The following is a 17,099-nucleotide window of genomic DNA, read 5'->3' as shown; positions in this document are numbered from 1 at the left end:
TTGGGTCGGACGCTTAGAACGTCTGGCCGAGGGAAAATTGGAAAATCTGGGTTTCAGCGTTATCCGGTTTCTTGATTGGCATCGCCAAGGCGAAGCTCAATGGACCCAGGGCAGTAATCCAGGTCACACCTACACCCACGGAGCTGGCCAGATTGCTCAGGCTGACGTCGTTGCACTGGGTGTTGGACTTCAAGCCACTCGGGTTACGGATCTGCTCGCACTTGGAGTCGAATACGTTACCCACATCCCAGAAGACCGAGGTCCGCAGGGAGCGCTGGTCCTTGACGAACGGCAGCGGGAAGAGAATTTCCGCACCACCTTGAATCAACACGTTACCACCGAACGGCAGCGGGTCATTGTCCGAGTCACGCACAGTGCCGACGTTACCGGTTTCGGCAACACCACGGCTCGGCGTACCACGAGGACCCAGGGTGCTGTCCTTAAAGCCACGTACGGAGTTGAAGCCACCGGCGTAGTAGTTCTCGTAGAACGGCAGGCCATCGGTCGAGCCGTAGCCATCACCATAGCCCAATTCCGTGTGCAGGCGCATGGTGTAGTTATCGCTCAACGGCGTGAACAACTGACCACGGTAGTCGAGTTTGAAGAACGACAGGTCGCTACCTGGGGTGGTGGCTTCCAGGGTCAAGCTCTGGGAGTGACCACGGGTGGCCAGCACGCCTTTGTTCAGGGTGGACTCGGACCAACCGGCCGAGGCCTTGAAGTTGAGGAACTTGTCACCTTCGCGGCGGGTGAAGTCGAAGATCTCGTCCACGGTGTAGACACCGGTCTTGATCTCATCCTGCTGCGCGGTCAGGCCGAAGGTCAGACGCGAGGTCTCACTGATCGGGTAGCCCACGTTGACACCGGCACCCAGGCTGTCGATCGCATAGCTTGCAACGTCGACGTCGAGGTCTTTGTAGTCGGTGGTGCGGTAGAAGGCGTTGTAGCCCAGGCTCACACCATCAGCAGTCCAGTAGGGGTCCACATAACCGAAGTTGTAGCGGCTCTGGTATTCACTGCGAGTCAGGCCAATGGAAACCTTGTTACCGGTACCCAGGAAGTTGTTCTGGGTGATCGAGCCACCGAGGATCAGGCCAGCGCTCTGTGCAAAGCCGACACTGGCGGTGATCGAGCCGGATGCCTGCTCTTCGACGGCGTAGTTCACGTCGACCTGGTCATCCACACCCGGTACGGCCGGGGTCTCGACGTTCACTTCCTTGAAGAAGCCCAGGCGCTCAAGACGGGTCTTGGACTGGTCGATCAGGTAGGTCGAAGCCCAGCCACCTTCCATCTGGCGCATTTCGCGACGCAGCACTTCGTCCTCGGACTTGGTGTTGCCACGGAAGTTGATGCGGTTGACGTAGGCACGCTTGCCTGGATCGACGACAAAGGTGATGTCCACGGTGTGGTCATCATCATGTGGGGTCGGCACGCCGTTGACGTTGGCGAAGGTATAGCCTTCGTTACCCAGGCGACGGGTGATCAATTCGGAAGTGGTGGTCATCAGCTTGCGCGAGAACACCTGGTCCTTCTGGACCAGCAGCAGGGACTTGACCTGGTCTTCAGGCACTTTCAGGTCGCCGCTGAGCTTCACATCACGAACGCGATACTTCTCGCCTTCGTTGACGTTGACCGTGATGTACACGTGTTTCTTGTCCGGGGTGATGGACACCTGGGTCGAAGCGATATCCATGTTGATATAGCCGCGGTCCAGGTAGTAGGAGCGCAGACGCTCCAGGTCGCCGGAAAGCTTTTCACGGGCGTACTTGTCGTCATTCTTGAAGAACGACAGCCAGTTGGTGGTCTTGAGTTCGAACAGGTCGATCAGGTCTTCGTCAGCGAACTTGGTGTTGCCCACCACGTTGATGTGCTGGATCGCCGCCACGGTGCCTTCGTTGATGTTGACCTTCAGGCCGACACGGTTGCGCGGCTGCGGCACCACTTCGGTTTCCACGGAGGCGGAGTAGCGGCCCTGGGCCACGTACTGACGCTGCAGTTCGTTACGCACGCCTTCGAGGGTGGCTCGCTGGAAGATCTCGCCTTCGGCCAGGCCGGATTGCTTGAGACCTTTCATCAAGTCTTCAGTAGAGATCGCCTTGTTGCCTTCGATCTCGATACTGGCGACAGAAGGTCGCTCGACGACAGTGATGACCAGGACGTTGCCTTCACGACCCAGTTGGATATCTTGAAAGAAGCCGGTTTTGAACAGCGCACGAGTGGATTCCACCAGGCGACGGTCGTCAGCCTGTTCCCCAACGTTCAACGGCAAGGCGCCAAACACGCTACCCGCGGAAACCCGCTGGAGGCCGTTGACGCGAATATCGGAGATGGTGAAGGACTCGGCGTGAACTTCGGCGATCATCAATACGGTGAGAACCGCAGTTAGCAGCAGACGTTTCATGAAGTCCTTTCTTATTCCAACTGGCAATAAACAAACTGCCGCAAAATGCGGCAGATTCGCAATTCAGCGAAGCGTTACAGACGTCCCAGATCGTTGACCAGAGCTAACAACATCACCCCGACCACCAAACTGATACCGATCTGTATCCCCCAACCCTGCACCCGATCCGACAAGGGGCGACCACGCACCCACTCGACGAGATAAAACAACAGATGCCCCCCATCCAATACTGGAATGGGCAACAAATTCAGAACCCCAAGGCTAATACTCAGATAAGCCAGGAAATTCAGGAAATCAGCAACACCCGACTGGGCAGAAGCGCCCGCCACTTTAGCAATGGTTATCGGTCCACTCAAGTTTTTTACCGAGAGCTCGCCGAACAACATTTTCTTCAGCGAATCGAGGGTCAGTACGCTCATGGTCCAAGTGCGTCGCGCACCCTCGCCAATTGCCGCCAATGGCCCGAAACTGACCTCCCTCACCATCGATGGCGGCCATTCGACACCTTTGACCCCGGCCCCCAGATACCCGCCAGCTGCTTTGGCCTCCCCGCGCACCGCGAGGGTGACAGGGACGTCGATTTGAGCACCGTCGCGCTCGACTTTCAGCACAATTTTCGTATCAGGACGTACACGAACCAGATCGACCACTTGCTGCCAGTCACCCAGTGCCTGGCCATCAAGGGCCAGCAAGCGGTCACCGGTCTTCAGGCCGGCAGCCTGGGCCGGGCCCTTGGGATCGAGTTCTGCCAATACCGGCGGCAGTGCCGGGCGCCACGGACGAATGCCCAGGGACTTGATCGGATCAGGCTCGTCGGCGCCCTTGAGCCACTTGTCCAACACCAGCTCGCGCGGCGTCTCGGCTGTCGAGTCCTGTTCGCGCACCACCAACTGCACCGTGCCACTTTCGCCCAGGCGCCGGACCAATTGCAGATTGACCGCGCCCCAACCCGTGGTCGGCTCACCATCAATGGCGACGATTTCCTGGCCGGCGCTCAAGCCGGCCTTGGCGGCAATACTGCCCGCCTCCACCGCACCGATGACCGGGCGTACCTGCTGGCTGCCCAGCATTGCCAGGACCCAGAAGAACACCATGGCCAGCAGGAAGTTGGCGATCGGGCCGGCAGCCACGATAGCGATACGCTGACGAACGGTCTTGCGATTGAAAGATTGATCCAACTGATCGGCCGGTACTTCGCCTTCGCGCTCGTCGAGCATCTTGACGTAGCCGCCCAGGGGAATTGCGGCAATCACGAATTCGGTGCCACGCCGGTCATGCCAGCGCAGCAGCGGCATGCCGAAACCCACGGAAAAACGCAGGACTTTGACGCCACAACGCCGCGCCACCCAAAAATGACCAAACTCGTGAAAAGTGACCAGCACACCCAGAGCAACCAGGGTGCCGACAATCATGTAGAGCGCACTCATCTAATTTCTCCGCATTCCAATCCCGCGCCTGCCGACTAACCTGCGTGGCGTTTCAACCATTGCTCGGCCAAGACCCGGGCCTTGGCATCGGCCTCGAACACGGCGCCCAAATCATTCACGGCAACCACCGGCTCGAGACTTAAAATTTCCTCGATGATACTCGCGATCTGTGGGAAGCGGATGCGCCGATCAAGAAACGCGGCAACCGCGACCTCATTGGCCGCATTCAACATCGCCGGAGCGCTGTTGCCCGCCTCTGCCGCTTCACGCGCCAGGCGCAGGCAAGGGAAACGCTGATCATCCGGCGCTTCGAAATCCAGGCGTGCAATGGCAAACAGATCCAGGGGTGCCACACCCGAGTCGATGCGTTCGGGCCATGCCAGGGCATTGGCAATCGGCGTGCGCATGTCCGGGTTGCCCAACTGGGCCAGCACCGAACCATCCACATAGTCGACCAGGGAGTGAATCACGCTTTGCGGATGAATCACCACCTCGACCTGCTCGGCCCGGGCATCAAACAGCCAGCAGGCTTCGATCAGCTCAAGGCCCTTATTCATCATGCTCGCCGAATCCACCGAGATCTTGCGCCCCATCGACCAGTTGGGATGGGCACAGGCCTGATCGGGAGAAACGTGTTCCAGCTCGGCCAACGGTGTCTGGCGGAACGGACCACCGGACGCGGTCAGCAGGATGCGCCTTACACCCACCTGGCTCAGGCCGCGGGCAAAGTCGCCCGGCATACACTGGAAAATCGCATTGTGCTCGCTGTCCAGCGGCAACAGTACGGCGCCACTTTTGCGCACCGCCTGCATAAACAGCGCGCCGGACATCACCAGCGCCTCTTTATTGGCCAACAGGATCTTCTTGCCAGCATCGACCGCCGCCAGGGTTGGCCGCAGGCCCGCGGCACCGACAATGGCGGCAACCACGGTATCCACTTCAGGCGCAGCGGACACCTGGCACAAGCCCTCCTCGCCGACCAACACCTGGGTGCCCAGGCCGGCAGCCCGCAGGTCGTCCTGCAAGCCACGGGCAGCAACGGCATCCGGTACCACTGCGAACTGCGGCACGTACCGCACGCACAGCGCCAGCAGCTCGCTCAAGCGGCTGAAGCCGGTCAGGGCGAATACCTGGTAGCGCTCGGGGTGACGGGCAATCACGTCCAGGGTGCTTAAGCCCACCGAGCCGGTTGCGCCCAGCACTGTCACCTGCTGTAGGCGGCTCACGAAGCAGCCATCCACAACAGCACGGCAAATACCGGGATCGCCGCCGTCAGGCTGTCAATGCGGTCCAGCACGCCGCCATGGCCCGGCAGCAGATTACTGCTGTCCTTGATGCCAGCCTGGCGCTTGAACATGCTTTCGGTCAGGTCGCCGACCACCGAGATCAGTACCACCACTGCCGCGCCGATCAGGGCCACGAGAATTTGCTTGGTTTCCCACTCGCGCACAATGCCGACCACCAAGGTAATCAACAACGTCAACGCCAGCCCGCCGTACACCCCTTCCCAGCTCTTGCCGGGACTGACCGCCGGGGCCAGCTTGCGCTTGCCAAAGGCACGGCCGGAGAAATACGCACCGATATCCGCACCCCAGACCAGCACCATCACCGCCATGATCAACCAGTTGCCCAAGGCCATATGCTTGATATAGACCAGGCCCTGCCAGGCCGGCAGCAGGATCAGCAGGCCGATCACCAGCTTGCAGGCGACACTGGACCACTTGCCACTGGTGCGCGGGTAGGTCAATACAAGGAATGTTGCCAACGCCCACCACAGTACCGCCGCCCCGAGCACCCAGGGTGCGACATCCGGCAGGATGTACATCAGGAACAGCAGCAACGCGACCACGGCGGCATACACCACCCGCGGCAACTGCTCGGCAAACCCTGCCAGGCGCGCCCATTCCCAGGCGCCCAGGGTCACGACCAGGCCAATGAACAGCGCAAAGCCTGCGCCTTCAAGCAGGAAAAACCCGCACAGGGCGATCGGCAGCAGGATCAGTGCCGTGATGATTCGTTGTTTAAGCATTAAACCCGGGCTCCAGCTTCGATCTGCTCGCTCGTTTTACCGAAGCGACGCTGACGGGAAGCGAAATCGGCCAGTGCATTACGCATGGCATCGTGTTTGAAGTCCGGCCAGAACAGGTCGGAGAAGTACAGCTCGGTATAGGCCAACTGCCACAACAGGAAATTGCTGATGCGGTGTTCACCCCCGGTACGGATGCATAGATCCGGTAACGGCAGGTCACCCGTCACCAGGCAGGTTTGCAACAACTCAGGCGTGATGTCTTCCGGTCGCAGATGGCCGGCCTGCACTTCACGCGCCAGACGCTGTGCGGCCTGGGCGATGTCCCATTGCCCGCCGTAATTGGCAGCGATTTGCAGGACAAAGCGATTGCTACCGGCGGTGATCGCCTCGGCTTCACGCATGGCCGCCTGCAGCTCCGGGTGGAACCGCGAGCGGTCGCCGATGATACGCAGGCTGATGTTGTTGTCGTTGAGACGCTTGGCCTCGCGACGCAAGGCCTTGAAGAACAGGTCCATCAAGGCGCTGACTTCGTCGGCCGGCCGTTGCCAGTTTTCACTGGAGAAGGCAAACAAGGTCAATACCTCGACCTTGGCCTCGGCACACACCTCGATCACGGCCCGTACCGCATCGACACCCGCTTTATGCCCGGCGACACCCGGCATAAAGCGTTTTTTCGCCCAGCGATTATTCCCATCCATGATGATCGCGACATGGCGCGGCACCACGGAGGGCACAGTCTGCTTGGTCTTTTCCATGAAAGCGTCCTGACCCCTTATACGGCCATCAGGTCCTTTTCTTTCTCTTCCGTGGCCTTGGTGATCAGAGCCTCGGATTCCTTGGTCAGCTTATCGATATCAGCGATTGCACGACGCTCTTCGTCTTCGCTGATTTCCTTGTCCTTGACCAGCTTCTTCAGATCACCCAAGGCGTCACGGCGAATGTTACGCACGGCAACACGGGCATCTTCCGCTGCGCTACGCGCCTGCTTGGTGAAGCCCTTACGGGTTTCTTCGGTCAGCGCAGGCATGGAGATCAGCAGCAGCTCGCCCAGGTTGGTCGGGTTGAGGTTCAGGCCGGCGCTCTGGATGGCCTTGTCGACGGCAGCGAGCATATTGCGCTCGAAAGCCACGACCTGCAGGGTGCGCGAGTCTTTCACGGTTACGTTGGCCACGCCACTCAGCGGAGTGTCGGAACCGTAGTAAGGCACCATCACGCTGCCCAGGATGCTTGGGTGGGCCTTGCCGGTGCGAATCTGGCCGAATGCATGGCTCAGAGATTCCAGGGATTTGTGCATACGCGCCTGGGCGTCTTTCTTGATTTCGTTGATCATTGTTGGCCTTCCTCGATCAGAGTCCCTTCTGCGCCGCCGTGTACGATATTCAGCAGGGCGCCGGGCTTGTTCATGTTAAATACGCGCAGCGGCATCTTGTGGTCGCGGCACAGGCAGATTGCCGTCAGATCCATAACACCCAGCTTGCGATCCAGTACTTCATCATAAGTCAGATGATCGAACTTCTCGGCATGCGGGTCTTTGAATGGGTCGGCAGTGTAGACACCGTCAACCTTGGTGGCCTTGAGCACCACGTCAGCATCGATTTCGATGGCGCGCAGGCAGGCCGCCGAGTCGGTGGTGAAGAACGGGTTGCCGGTACCGGCGGCAAAGATCACCACCTCTTTGGCGTTCAGGTGACGCATGGCTTTGCGACGGTCGTAATGATCGGTCACGCCAACCATCGAGATGGCCGACATCACAATGGCCGAGATATTGGCACGCTCCAGGGCATCACGCATGGCCAGGGCGTTCATCACAGTGGCCAGCATGCCCATGTGGTCGCCAGTGACCCGATCCATGCCAGCCGCACTGAGCGCTGCACCACGGAACAGGTTGCCACCACCAATCACCAGGCCGACCTGGACACCGATGCCGACCAGTTGGCCGACTTCCAATGCCATGCGGTCAAGCACTTTGGGATCGATCCCGAACTCTTCCGAGCCCATCAGGGCCTCGCCGCTAAGCTTGAGTAGAATGCGTTTATAGCGAGCCTGATAACCACTGCCCTGCTGAGCCATTGCGAATCTCTCCTGCGGCGTATTTTTAAAAAATTCTTGGCGAGCCGTTTACGGCTTGCGTTCACTCTAGCTGGACGCTGTCACAGCGCCATCGGAACACGGCTTTGTAAGCCAGTTCCAAAGGGAAGCCAAATAAAATTGAGCATCCCATTTGAAAAGAGGCTGCGCGCGTGAGCGGGCAGCCTCTCTTGGGCGACAGTTGAAAACTGTCTTATTGCTTGGCGGCAGCCAGCTGGGCAGCAACTTCTTCAGCGAAGTTGTCGACCGGCTTCTCGATACCGTCGCCTACTTTGAAGTAGGTGAAGGAAACGATTTCAGCACCGGCTTTCTTGGCCAGTTCGCCAACCTTGATTTCAGGGTTCTTGACGAACGCCTGCTCAACCAGGCTTGCTTCGGCCAGGAACTTGCTGATACGGCCTTTGACCATGTTCTCAACAATGTTTTCTGGCTTGCCTTTGATTTTTTCTTCGTTCAGCTGCAGGAACACAGCTTTTTCACGCTCGATCGCTTCGGCAGAAACTTCCGAAGGCAGCAGGAACTCAGGGTTGCTGGCCGCTACGTGCATAGCGATGTCTTTGGCCAGCTCAACGTTGCCGCCCTTGAGGACAACTGCAACACCGATCTTGTTACCGTGCAGGTAACCACCAACAACATCACCTTCAACACGTACCAGGCGACGGATGTTGACGTTTTCGCCAACCTTGCCGACCAGTACCAGGCGATCGGCTTCTTGAGCGGCGATCAGCGGAGCGACGTCAGTCAGTTTGTCGGCGAACGCTTTTTCAACGCTAGCAGCAACAAATGCCTTGAAGTCGTCCTGCAGAGCCAGGAAGTCGGTCTGCGAGTTCACTTCCAGCAGAACGGCGGACTTGCCGTCTTCTTTCAAAGCGATAGCGCCTTCAGCAGCTACGTTGCCTGCTTTCTTGGCAGCCTTGATCGCGCCCGAAGCACGCATGTCATCAATGGCTTTTTCGATGTCGCCGTCAGCCTTTTCCAGGGCTTTCTTGCAATCCATCATGCCTTCGCCAGTACGCTCACGCAGTTCTTTAACCAACGCTGCAGTAATTGCTGCCATTTTCAAATTCCTCTTGGATAGGTTTTCAACCATTCCACCCGACTTGTACGGGCGTTCAATTCTTCCCGAACCACCCTTGTTAACCGCTGCACGTTACAGATGCTGTAGCTGTGCCGCTCACAAATGGTTTTCGAGGTGGCAAAAAGGGGGCCAAGCCCCCTTTTTGCTTACTGAGTCAACGCCAGGGCGTCAATTACTCAGCTGCAGCGACCGGTGCTTCTTCAGCAGCGAACTCTACGGTGCCGCCGCCAACATTGTTGCGGCCACGGATTACAGCGTCAGCCATCGAACCCATGTACAGCTGGATAGCGCGGATTGCGTCATCGTTGCCTGGGATGATGTAGTCAACGCCTTCCGGGCTGCTGTTGGTATCGACTACGCCGATAACCGGGATGCCCAGCTTGTTGGCTTCGGTGATCGCGATGCGCTCGTGATCAACGTCGATAACGAACAGTGCGTCAGGCAGACCGCCCATGTCCTTGATACCACCCAGGGAACGATCGAGCTTTTCCAGGTCACGGGAGCGCATCAGCGCTTCTTTCTTGGTCAGCTTGGCGAAAGTACCGTCTTCGGCTTGCACTTCAAGGTCACGCAGACGCTTGATGGAAGCACGGATGGTTTTGAAGTTGGTCAGCATGCCGCCCAACCAGCGGTGATCGACGTACGGCGAACCGCAACGTGCTGCTTCTTCAGCAACGATCTTGCCAGCGGAACGCTTGGTGCCGACGAACAGAATCTTGTTTTTGCCCTGGGCCAGGCGCTCTACGAAAGTCAGAGCTTCGTTGAACATTGGCAGGGTTTTTTCAAGGTTGATAATGTGGATCTTGTTACGCGCGCCGAAAATGTATTTACCCATTTTCGGGTTCCAGTAACGGGTCTGGTGACCGAAGTGCACACCGGCCTTCAGCATATCGCGCATGTTGACTTGGGACATGATAGTTCCTTAATAAGTCGGGTTTGGCCTCCACGTATCCCAATGACCAACCAGCGGCTTCAAGGCCTCCGGCACCCAGGTCATCGTGTCGACACGTGTGTGGATTTAAGCTTTGCGGGGTATCCCCGGAAAGCGGCGCATTTTATACCACAGCAACGACAAAAACGAAACCCGCAATCGCATTTGCTTGCCGTCACTGCCACCCAAGCCATTGAATCGGGTGAAAATACCCGCACCTTATAGAGAGAAGCGATAGCCAGACACTCATGGTTTATACCTTGCGTCTGTTAGAATCGCGTTTTTTGGGCTTGTGCGAACGCTGCACCTTTTTGTCGCACGCCCGTAAACCGTATTGATTTCAGCGCGTCGCGCTAGAGAGAGCCTGTATGACCGTTACCCTGAAAACCGCCGAAGATATCGCAGGCATGCGCGTTGCCGGCAAACTGGCTGCAGACGTGCTGGAAATGATTGCCGAACACGTCAAGCCCGGCGTCACCACTGAAGCCCTGGACCGCATCTGCCATGACTATATTGTCGACGTGCAGAAAGCCATTCCCGCGCCGCTGAACTACAAAGGCTTCCCCAAGTCGATCTGCACCTCGATCAACCACGTGGTCTGCCACGGCATCCCGGGCGACAAGCCGCTCAAAGACGGTGACACCCTGAACATCGACGTCACCGTGATCAAGGACGGCTACCACGGCGACACCAGCCGTATGTTCCACGTCGGCAACGTCCCGGTCTGGGCCGAGCGCCTGTCCCAGGTCACCCAGGAATGCATGTACAAGGCCATTGAACTGGTCAAGCCGGGCTGCCGCCTGGGCGACATCGGCGAAGTGATCCAGAAGCACGCTGAAAAGAACGGGTTCTCGGTGGTCCGCGAATTCTGCGGCCACGGCATCGGCAAAGTGTTCCACGAAGAGCCACAGATCCTGCACTACGGCCGTGCCGGCACCGGTATGGAGCTCAAGGCAGGCATGACCTTCACCATCGAGCCGATGATCAACCAGGGCAAGGCCGACACCAAGGTGCTGGGCGACGGCTGGACCGCCATCACCAAGGACCGCAAGCTCTCGGCACAGTGGGAACACACCCTGCTGGTCACCGACACTGGCTATGAGATCTTCACCCTGCGCGCCGACGACACGATCCCCCGCGTTTCGGCCTGATGTTTGCAGCGGGCTTTCCGGATTAGCAACGTTGCGACCTACACATAGATAGAAAGGAAAGCCGATCGATGCCCCAGGTGGATCCCGAACTCTTCGACCGTGGCCAGTTCCAGGCGGAACTGGCGCTGAAGGCAAGCCCGATTGCCGCCTTCAAGAAGGCCATCCGCCAGGCCCGCGAGGTGCTCGACGGGCGTTTTCGCAGCGGCCGGGAGATCCGCCGACTGATCGAGGATCGCGCCTGGTTCGTCGATAACATCCTGCAAAAGGCCTGGGAGCAGTTCGACTGGAGCGAAGACGCCGATATCGCCCTGGTGGCCGTCGGCGGCTATGGCCGGGGCGAACTGCACCCCTACTCCGATATCGACCTGCTGATCCTGCTGGACAGCGCCGACCACGAGATCTTTCGTGATTCCATCGAGCGCTTTCTGACGCTGCTGTGGGACATCGGCCTGGAAGTCGGTCAGAGCGTGCGTTCGGTAGATGAATGCGCCGAAGAAGCCCGTGCCGACCTCACCGTGGTCACCAACCTGATGGAAAGCCGCACCATCTGCGGCCCCGAACGCCTGCGCCAGCGCATGCTGGAAGTCACCAGCACCGCGCGCATGTGGCCGAGCAAGGAGTTCTTCCTCGCCAAGCGCGCCGAGCAGAAAGCCCGGCACCACAAATACAACGACACCGAATACAACCTGGAACCCAACGTCAAGGGCTCGCCTGGCGGGCTGCGGGACATCCAGACCATCTTGTGGGTGGCCCGGCGCCAGTACGGCACCCTGAACCTGCGGGCCCTGGCCGGCGAAGGCTTTTTGGTAGAGAGCGAAAACGCCCTGCTGGCCTCGTCCCAGGAGTTTTTGTGGAAGGTGCGCTACGCCCTGCACATGCTCGCCGGACGCTCCGAAGACCGCCTGCTGTTTGACCACCAGCGCTCCATCGCCGCCCTGCTGGGCTTTGAAGGCGAAGACGCGAAGACCAGCATCGAAAGCTTCATGCAGCAGTACTACCGGGTGGTCATGAGCATCGCCCAGCTCAGCGACCTGATCATCCAGCATTTTGAAGAAGTGATCCTGGCCCCCGAAGACGAAGCGCCACCGCAACCGATCAATGCGCGCTTCCAACTGCACGACGGCTATATCGAGGCGCGCCACGACAACGTGTTCAAGCGCACCCCCTTTGCCATGCTGGAAATCTTCGTGCTGATGGCCCAGCAACCGGAAATCAAGGGCGTGCGCGCCGATACCATCCGCTTGCTGCGGGAAAACCGCCACCTGATCGACGACGAATTTCGCAACGACATCCGCAATACCAGCCTGTTTATCGAACTGTTCAAGTGCAAGATCGGCATCCACCGCAACCTGCGGCGCATGAACCGCTACGGCATCCTCGGGCGCTATCTGCCGGAGTTCGGCTTTATCGTCGGGCAGATGCAACACGACCTGTTCCACATTTATACGGTCGACGCCCACACCCTGAACCTGATCAAGCACCTGCGTAAGCTGCAGTACACCCAGGTGTCAGAGAAATTCCCGCTGGCCAGTAAGCTGATGGCCAAGCTGCCCAAGCCTGAACTGATCTACCTGGCCGGCCTGTACCACGATATCGGCAAGGGCCGACACGGCGACCATTCGGAAATCGGCGCGGTGGATGCGCAAGCCTTCTGCCAGCGCCACCAGCTGCCGCAGTGGGACAGCCGCCTGATTGTCTGGCTAGTACAGAACCACCTGGTCATGTCCACTACCGCCCAGCGCAAGGATTTGTCCGACCCACAGGTAATCCATGATTTCGCGCAGGCCGTCGGCGACGAAACCCGTCTCGACTACCTGTATGTGCTGACCGTCTCCGACATCAACGCCACCAACCCGACCCTTTGGAACTCGTGGCGCGCCAGCCTGTTGCGCCAGCTCTATACCGAGACCAAGCGCGCGTTGCGCCGCGGCCTGGAAAACCCGGTGGACCGCGAAGAGCAGATCCGCCGCACCCAGAGCGCGGCCCTGGATATCCTGGTGCGCGGCGGCAACGACCCGGACGATGTGGAGCAACTCTGGTCGCAATTGGGTGATGACTATTTCCTGCGCCACACCGCAGGCGACGTGGCCTGGCACACCGACGCGATCCTCCAGCAGCCGGCTGACGGTGGCCCGCTGGTGCTGATCAAGGAAACGACCCAGCGCGAATTCGAAGGCGGCACGCAGATCTTTATCTACGCCCCGGACCAGCACGACTTCTTCGCCGTGACCGTGGCCGCGATGGACCAGCTCAACCTGAACATCCATGACGCGCGGGTCATTACCTCCAGCAGCCAGTTCACCCTCGACACCTATATCGTTCTCGACACCGAAGGCGAGTCCATCGGCGACAACCCCGAGCGCGTGAAAAAAATCCGCGAAGGCCTGACCGAAGCCCTGCGCAACCCTGACGACTACCCGACCATCATCCAGCGCCGGGTGCCGCGCCAGCTCAAGCATTTTGCCTTTGCGCCCCAAGTGACCATCCACAATGACGCCCAGCGCCCGGTAACGGTGCTGGAACTCAGCGCACCGGATCGGCCAGGCCTGCTGGCACGGATCGGCGGGATCTTCCTGGAGTTCGACCTGTCATTGCAAAACGCCAAGATTGCCACCCTGGGCGAGCGGGTCGAAGACGTGTTTTTTATTACCGACGCCGACAATCACCCCCTGTCCGACCCGGAACTGTGCCGCCGCTTGCAGGACGCTATCGTCGCGCAATTGAGCGTGAACCAGGAGCCCGGGGCAGAAGGGTTCCGACTGACCATTTGAGCTGAATTTTATTTCCCTGTGGCCGCGCGCCCTTGTAGGAGCTGGCTTGCCTGCGATGGCATCGCCGCGGTGTAACAGATACACCGCGGCGCCTACATCGCAGGCAAGCCAGCGCCTACAGGGGCCGTGTTCAACGATAGAGGCCCCCAATGAACAACGCCCTGAACCAGCTGCAACCCTACCCGTTCGAGAAATTGCGCGCCCTGCTGGGCAGTGTCACGCCAAACCCGGACAAGCGCCCGATCGCCCTGTCCATCGGCGAGCCCAAGCACAAGTCCCCGGATTTCGTCGCCCAGGCCCTGACCAATAACCTCGACCAAATGGCGGTGTACCCCACCACCCTGGGCATCCCGGCCCTGCGCGAGGCCATTGGCGCCTGGTGCGAACGACGCTTCAACGTGCCCAAGGGCTGGCTGGACCCGGCGCGCAATATCCTGCCGGTCAATGGCACCCGCGAAGCGCTCTTCGCGTTCACCCAGACCGTGGTCAACCGTGGCGACGATGCCCTGGTGGTCAGCCCGAACCCGTTCTACCAGATCTATGAAGGCGCAGCGTTCCTCGCCGGAGCCAAGCCGCATTACCTGCCGTGCCTGGATGAGAACGGCTTCAATCCGGATTTCGACGCCGTCTCGGCAGATATCTGGCAACGCTGCCAGATCCTGTTCCTGTGCTCCCCCGGCAACCCGACCGGCGCACTGATCCCCGTCGCCACCCTGAAAAAACTGATCGCCCTGGCCGACCAGTACGACTTCGTGATCGCCGCCGACGAGTGCTACAGCGAGCTGTACTTCGACGAACAAACCCCGCCGCCTGGCCTGCTCAGCGCCTGTGTCGAATTGGGTCGCGAGGATTTCAAGCGCTGCGTGGTGTTCCATAGCCTGTCCAAGCGTTCCAACCTGCCGGGCCTGCGTTCCGGTTTTGTGGCCGGCGATGCCGAGATCCTCAAGGCCTTCCTGCTGTACCGCACCTACCACGGCTGTGCCATGCCGGTGCAAACCCAGCTGGCGAGCGTTGCCGCCTGGCAGGATGAGGCTCATGTATTGGCCAACCGTGATCTGTACCGGGAAAAATTCGCCGCGGTCCTGGCGATTCTCAAGCCGGTATTGGACGTACAGAACCCTGACGGTGGTTTTTACCTGTGGCCGAACGTCGAGGGCGACGACGCCGCGTTCTGCCGCGACTTGTTCGTGGAAGAACACGTGACCGTGGTGCCAGGCTCGTACCTGTCGCGGGAAGTGGACGGTTTCAATCCAGGTGCCGGGCGGGTGCGCCTGGCACTGGTGGCACCGTTGTCCGAATGCGTCGAAGCCGCTGAACGGATGCGCAACTTCATCCAGCGCCGTCGTTGATGACCGGGGCCGCTCCCGCCTGGGAGCGGCCTGCGTAGGGGTGAATTAACCCACGCGGCTATTTCTGGGTCCCCAGGTTAGCCTCACTCATATCCAGGTCCGCCAGCACTTCGCGCAGCACATCATCACCAATCTGGTGGTGGCGGCTCAGGCTGTACAACTCCAAGCGCTGCGCGCGCAGGGCCTTGAGCCGCAACTTACGCTCCAGTTGATCCATCTGCAGCGCCAGCGCCTGGGCTTCGGCCGAGTCATTGAACACCTCCAGTTGGTGACGGTACTCCGACATGATCCGCGCCTTGAGCTCCGTCGCCAATGCGGCCTGCGCCGCGTCCAGAGGCGCCACGTCGGCGGCCTCCTCTGTCTCCAGGGCATGAATCGCCGCCTCGGCGGTTTTCTTCCAGGCATCGCGCACCTCACCGCGACGCTTGTCATCCGGGCTTTTCTCAATCCCCCGTAGCAACAGCGGCAAGGCAATGCAGGCGGCCACCAACGACAGCAGGATCACCCCGGCGGCGATAAAGATCAGCAAGTCGCGCTCAGGAAACGCCTGGCCTGGTGCAAACAGCAACGGCACTGACATCACACCGGCCAGCGTCACCGCCCCCCGCACCCCACCGACGGTCAAAAGCCAGCAAGACCGCGCGGTTGGCACCAGGGTCAGCTCGCTTTTACCACGCAGGCGCCGCAACAGGCCGGACAGGCGCCAGATACTCTGTACCCAGATAAACCGCAGCACCAGCAACACCAGGAAGATCGCGATCACGTCCAGGACGCGATAGAACAAGGTCGGCCACAGCGTAGCTTCGTGACTGGTCACCGCCTTGATGATATCGGGCAATTGCAGGCCCAGCAGCAGGAAGATCAGCCCGTTGAAGGCAAACTCCAGCAGCGACCAGACACTGCGATTGAGCAACCGCGTACTGGTCTGGCGTGGCAGCAGGTCCAGCCAGCTTTGCATCATGCCCGCCGCCACCGCCGAGAGAATCCCCGACGCGCCCAGGCGTTCGGCCAGCACATAAGCGGCAAACGGCAGCAGCAACATAAACACCACATGGGTGGCCGGGTCATCCCAACCCCGGGCAATCATCCAGGCCCGCAGGCGACCCACCAGCCAGCTCAACGCCACGCCGATGGCCAGGCCACCGAGCGCCACCAGCACAAACGTCAGGCTGGCATCGGCCAGGGAAAACACCCCGGTCAACGCCGCCGCGAGGGCAAACTTGAACGTCACCAGGCCCGACGCATCGTTCATCAAGGCCTCGCCCTGGAGCATATGCATCAAGGGTGTGGGCAAGCGGTTCTGGGAAATCGCCGACACCGCCACCGCATCCGTCGGCGACAACACAGCCGCCAGGGCGAACGCCACAGGCAAGGGAATGCTTGGCAGCAGCCAATGGATAAAGTAACCGGCGCCCACCACGGTAAACAGCACCAGCCCTACCGCCAATGTCAGGATGGGACCACGCAAGCGCCACAACTCACGCTTGGGCATGCGCCAGCCATCGGAGAACAGCAGCGGCGGCAGGAACAGAAATAGAAACAGCTCCGGGTCCAGCGCTACATGCAACCCCAGGGTCGGCCACGCCAGCAGGGCACCGGCGGCAATCTGCACCAACGGCAACGGCAAGGGGATGACACGCCCGACCAGACGCGAAACGCTGACCAGCATCAGCAGGATAAGAACGGTGTAGGCGGTTTGCATAAAGCGGGGTTCCTGGACAATCGACTTGCAATGAAACACTTGAGGCAGCAACGCGCCTTTGAAGTGCCATATTAGCTGCCTATGCTGCTGGCTGACCGTTGCACATAAGTCGCAGCCATGACTAGGACCAATGGATGGCGGACTGTAGAGCGACACATTGAAAAGAGCACCA

Annotated in this window: 13 protein-coding genes; 3 read left to right on the top strand and 10 right to left on the bottom strand. The window is 59.8% G+C overall.

Going from position 1 to position 17,099, the window contains the following annotated elements:
* Window positions 1-13 precede the first annotated feature (13 nt).
* From bamA to rpsB, 9 genes are all read right to left on the bottom strand, one after another.
* Complete coding sequence (gene bamA, locus BHC62_RS18395) at window positions 14-2,401, bottom strand: outer membrane protein assembly factor BamA (RefSeq protein ID WP_029297274.1); 2,388 nt, start codon at window positions 2,399-2,401, stop codon at window positions 14-16.
* Window positions 2,402-2,475: 74 nt separating this feature from the next.
* Entirely contained in the window at window positions 2,476-3,828 is a 1,353-nt protein-coding gene (rseP, locus tag BHC62_RS18390) for a sigma E protease regulator RseP (RefSeq protein ID WP_029297276.1), read from the bottom strand.
* Window positions 3,829-3,863: 35 nt separating this feature from the next.
* On the bottom strand, window positions 3,864-5,054 hold the full coding sequence (gene ispC / locus BHC62_RS18385) for a 1-deoxy-D-xylulose-5-phosphate reductoisomerase (RefSeq protein ID WP_029297278.1): 1,191 nt from the start codon (window positions 5,052-5,054) through the stop codon (window positions 3,864-3,866).
* A complete protein-coding gene (locus tag BHC62_RS18380) occupies window positions 5,051-5,857 on the bottom strand; it encodes a phosphatidate cytidylyltransferase (RefSeq protein WP_029297280.1) in 807 nt (268 codons plus the stop codon). The genes ispC and BHC62_RS18380 overlap by 4 nt, the downstream gene beginning before the upstream one ends.
* Window positions 5,857-6,612 carry a polyprenyl diphosphate synthase gene (uppS, locus tag BHC62_RS18375; RefSeq protein ID WP_029297283.1) on the bottom strand — a complete coding sequence of 252 codons (756 nt, stop codon included), beginning with the start codon at window positions 6,610-6,612 and terminating at the stop codon, window positions 5,857-5,859. Before uppS ends, BHC62_RS18380 begins: the two co-directional genes overlap by 1 nt.
* Window positions 6,613-6,629: 17 nt before the next feature.
* A complete protein-coding gene (gene frr, locus BHC62_RS18370; RefSeq protein WP_070995741.1) occupies window positions 6,630-7,187 on the bottom strand; it encodes a ribosome recycling factor in 558 nt (185 codons plus the stop codon).
* Window positions 7,184-7,927: a UMP kinase gene (pyrH, locus tag BHC62_RS18365; RefSeq protein WP_003172271.1), complete on the bottom strand. Its 744-nt coding sequence runs from the start codon at window positions 7,925-7,927 to the stop codon at window positions 7,184-7,186. Before pyrH ends, frr begins: the two co-directional genes overlap by 4 nt.
* 211 nt (window positions 7,928-8,138) lie before the next feature.
* On the bottom strand, window positions 8,139-9,002 hold the full coding sequence (gene tsf / locus BHC62_RS18360; RefSeq protein WP_029297289.1) for a translation elongation factor Ts: 864 nt from the start codon (window positions 9,000-9,002) through the stop codon (window positions 8,139-8,141).
* 193 nt (window positions 9,003-9,195) lie between these two features.
* The gene (gene rpsB, locus BHC62_RS18355) at window positions 9,196-9,936 is read right to left on the bottom strand and encodes a 30S ribosomal protein S2 (RefSeq protein ID WP_029297291.1); all 741 of its coding nucleotides are present in this window, start codon (window positions 9,934-9,936) and stop codon (window positions 9,196-9,198) included.
* A 386-nt stretch (window positions 9,937-10,322) separates the two neighbouring features.
* Here rpsB and map point away from each other — a divergent pair, with 386 nt between their 5' ends.
* The 3 genes from map (at window position 10,323) to dapC (ending at window position 15,225) form a co-directional block, all read left to right on the top strand.
* The gene (map, locus tag BHC62_RS18350) at window positions 10,323-11,105 is read left to right on the top strand and encodes a type I methionyl aminopeptidase (protein ID WP_029297294.1); all 783 of its coding nucleotides are present in this window, start codon (window positions 10,323-10,325) and stop codon (window positions 11,103-11,105) included.
* Between the two features lie 68 nt (window positions 11,106-11,173).
* Window positions 11,174-13,876 carry a [protein-PII] uridylyltransferase gene (locus BHC62_RS18345; RefSeq protein ID WP_070995740.1) on the top strand — a complete coding sequence of 901 codons (2,703 nt, stop codon included), beginning with the start codon at window positions 11,174-11,176 and terminating at the stop codon, window positions 13,874-13,876.
* A gap of 149 nt (window positions 13,877-14,025) precedes the next feature.
* Complete coding sequence (dapC, locus tag BHC62_RS18340; protein WP_070995739.1) at window positions 14,026-15,225, top strand: succinyldiaminopimelate transaminase; 1,200 nt, start codon at window positions 14,026-14,028, stop codon at window positions 15,223-15,225.
* A gap of 58 nt (window positions 15,226-15,283) precedes the next feature.
* Here dapC and BHC62_RS18335 read toward each other — a convergent pair whose 3' ends face one another.
* Complete coding sequence (locus tag BHC62_RS18335; protein WP_070995738.1) at window positions 15,284-16,927, bottom strand: Na+/H+ antiporter; 1,644 nt, start codon at window positions 16,925-16,927, stop codon at window positions 15,284-15,286.
* Window positions 16,928-17,099 lie beyond the last annotated feature (172 nt).

Source organism: Pseudomonas sp. 06C 126 (assembly GCF_001855215.1).
Taxonomy (GTDB): Bacteria; Pseudomonadota; Gammaproteobacteria; order Pseudomonadales; family Pseudomonadaceae; genus Aquipseudomonas; species Aquipseudomonas proteolytica.
Note: the sequence above shows the minus strand (reverse complement) of the source record. Positions and strands in the feature narration are given on the sequence as shown.

What these genes read in the sequence shown, in the direction of transcription:
- bamA (WP_029297274.1), bottom strand. Translation starts at nt 2,401, where the DNA reads ATGAAACGTCTGCTGCTAACTGCGGTTCTCACCGTATTGATGATCGCC.
- rseP (WP_029297276.1), bottom strand. Translation starts at nt 3,828, where the DNA reads ATGAGTGCGCTCTACATGATTGTCGGCACCCTGGTTGCTCTGGGTGTG.
- BHC62_RS18380 (WP_029297280.1), bottom strand. Translation starts at nt 5,857, where the DNA reads ATGCTTAAACAACGAATCATCACGGCACTGATCCTGCTGCCGATCGCC.
- uppS (WP_029297283.1), bottom strand. Translation starts at nt 6,612, where the DNA reads ATGGAAAAGACCAAGCAGACTGTGCCCTCCGTGGTGCCGCGCCATGTC.
- frr (WP_070995741.1), bottom strand. Translation starts at nt 7,187, where the DNA reads ATGATCAACGAAATCAAGAAAGACGCCCAGGCGCGTATGCACAAATCC.
- pyrH (WP_003172271.1), bottom strand. Translation starts at nt 7,927, where the DNA reads ATGGCTCAGCAGGGCAGTGGTTATCAGGCTCGCTATAAACGCATTCTA.
- tsf (WP_029297289.1), bottom strand. Translation starts at nt 9,002, where the DNA reads ATGGCAGCAATTACTGCAGCGTTGGTTAAAGAACTGCGTGAGCGTACT.
- rpsB (WP_029297291.1), bottom strand. Translation starts at nt 9,936, where the DNA reads ATGTCCCAAGTCAACATGCGCGATATGCTGAAGGCCGGTGTGCACTTC.
- map (WP_029297294.1), top strand. Translation starts at nt 10,323, where the DNA reads ATGACCGTTACCCTGAAAACCGCCGAAGATATCGCAGGCATGCGCGTT.
- BHC62_RS18345 (WP_070995740.1), top strand. Translation starts at nt 11,174, where the DNA reads ATGCCCCAGGTGGATCCCGAACTCTTCGACCGTGGCCAGTTCCAGGCG.
- dapC (WP_070995739.1), top strand. Translation starts at nt 14,026, where the DNA reads ATGAACAACGCCCTGAACCAGCTGCAACCCTACCCGTTCGAGAAATTG.
- BHC62_RS18335 (WP_070995738.1), bottom strand. Translation starts at nt 16,927, where the DNA reads ATGCAAACCGCCTACACCGTTCTTATCCTGCTGATGCTGGTCAGCGTT.